Source organism: Viscerimonas tarda (assembly GCF_054601255.1).
Map to the genome: position 1 here is coordinate 1 of NZ_BAAHWV010000115.1, position 1,790 is coordinate 1,790.

General features: G+C 50.1%; 1 rRNA gene. It reads right to left on the reverse strand.

The annotated features are described in order from the left end of the window. Positions 1-22 precede the first annotated feature (22 nt). Positions 23-1,552: ribosomal RNA gene (locus tag ACYPWY_RS16145) — 16S ribosomal RNA — on the reverse strand. Positions 1,553-1,790 lie beyond the last annotated feature (238 nt).

The following is a 1,790-nucleotide window of genomic DNA, read 5'->3' on the forward strand; positions in this document are numbered from 1 at the left end:
TTTTTTTCGAGACGATCTCCAGAAAGGAGGTGTTCCAGCCGCACCTTCCGGTACGGCTACCTTGTTACGACTTAGCCCCAGTCACCGGTATTACCCTTGGACGCTCCTTGCGGTTACGTATTTCAGGTACCCCCAGCTCCCATGGCTTGACGGGCGGTGTGTACAAGGCCCGGGAACGTATTCACCGCGCCATGGCTGATGCGCGATTACTAGCGAATCCAGCTTCATGGAGTCGAGTTGCAGACTCCAATCCGAACTGGGACCGGTTTTCGGGATTGGCTGACAGTTGCCTGATCGCTACCCGCTGTACCGGCCATTGTAACACGTGTGTCGCCCCGGACGTAAGGGCCGTGCTGATTTGACGTCATCCACACCTTCCTCGCAGCTTACGCTGGCAGTCTCGGCAGAGTCCTCAGCATTACCTGTTAGTAACTTCCGATGTGGGTTGCGCTCGTTATGGCACTTAAGCCGACACCTCACGGCACGAGCTGACGACAACCATGCAGCACCTACACTTCTGCTATTGCTAGAAGGGATGTTTCCACCCCGGTCAGAAGCATTTCAAGCCCGGGTAAGGTTCCTCGCGTATCATCGAATTAAACCACATGTTCCTCCGCTTGTGCGGGCCCCCGTCAATTCCTTTGAGTTTCACCGTTGCCGGCGTACTCCCCAGGTGGATTACTTATCGCTTTCGCTTGGTTACTAACGGTATATCGCTAACAACTAGTAATCATCGTTTACTGTGTGGACTACCAGGGTATCTAATCCTGTTCGATAACCACACTTTCGTGCTTCAGCGTCAGTCATAGCTTAGCAAGCTGCCTGCGCTTTCGGAGTTCCTAGTGATATCTATGCATTTCACCGCTACACCACTAATTCCGCCTGCTTCATCTATTCTCAAGAAACCCAGTTTCAACGGCAGTTCACAGGTTGAGCCCGTGCATTTCACCGCTGACTTAAGTCCCCGCCTACGCACCCTTTAAACCCAATAAATCCGGATAACGCTCGCATCCTCCGTATTACCGCGGCTGCTGGCACGGAGTTAGCCGATGCTTATTCTCATGGTACTTGCAATACAGTACACGTACCGTATTTTACCCCCATGAAAAAGAAGTTTACAATCCATAGAACCTTCTTCCTTCACGCGACTTGGCTGGTTCAGGCTCCCGCCCATTGACCAATATTCCTCACTGCTGCCTCCCGTAGGAGTCTGGGCCGTGTCTCAGTCCCAGTGTGGGGGACAAACCTCTCAGTGCCCCTATCCATCGTAGCCTTGGTGGGCCGTTACCTCACCAACCAGCTAATGGAACGCATGCCCATCTACTACCAATTCTCATCATTTAACAAATAGAACCATGCGGATCCCCTGTTTTATGCGGTATTAATCCCAATTTCTTAGGGCTATCCCCCTGTAGTAGGCAGGTTGCATACGCGTTACTCACCCGTGCGCCGGTCGCCAACAGTGTATTGCTACACCTTGATGCCCCTCGACTTGCATGTGTTAGGCCTGTCGCTAGCGTTAATCCTGAGCCAGGATCAAACTCTTCTTTGTAATTTTCTTTTTTTTTCTATCTCTTTGTGATACGTCTCTACTTTTTTCGCTTTCACACAGCTTACGCTACACTCAAGCACGAATCGCTTCTCAGCTCAACGCTCTTGTAATAAATTGCCTTTTATCTTAAACCTTTCAAAGATCTCTTCTTTTAACGCTTAAAGGCCGATATTCGACCAAAGCGGATGCAAAAGTAATGCACTTATTCGCCCTTTCCAAATTATTTTGAGAGTTTTTT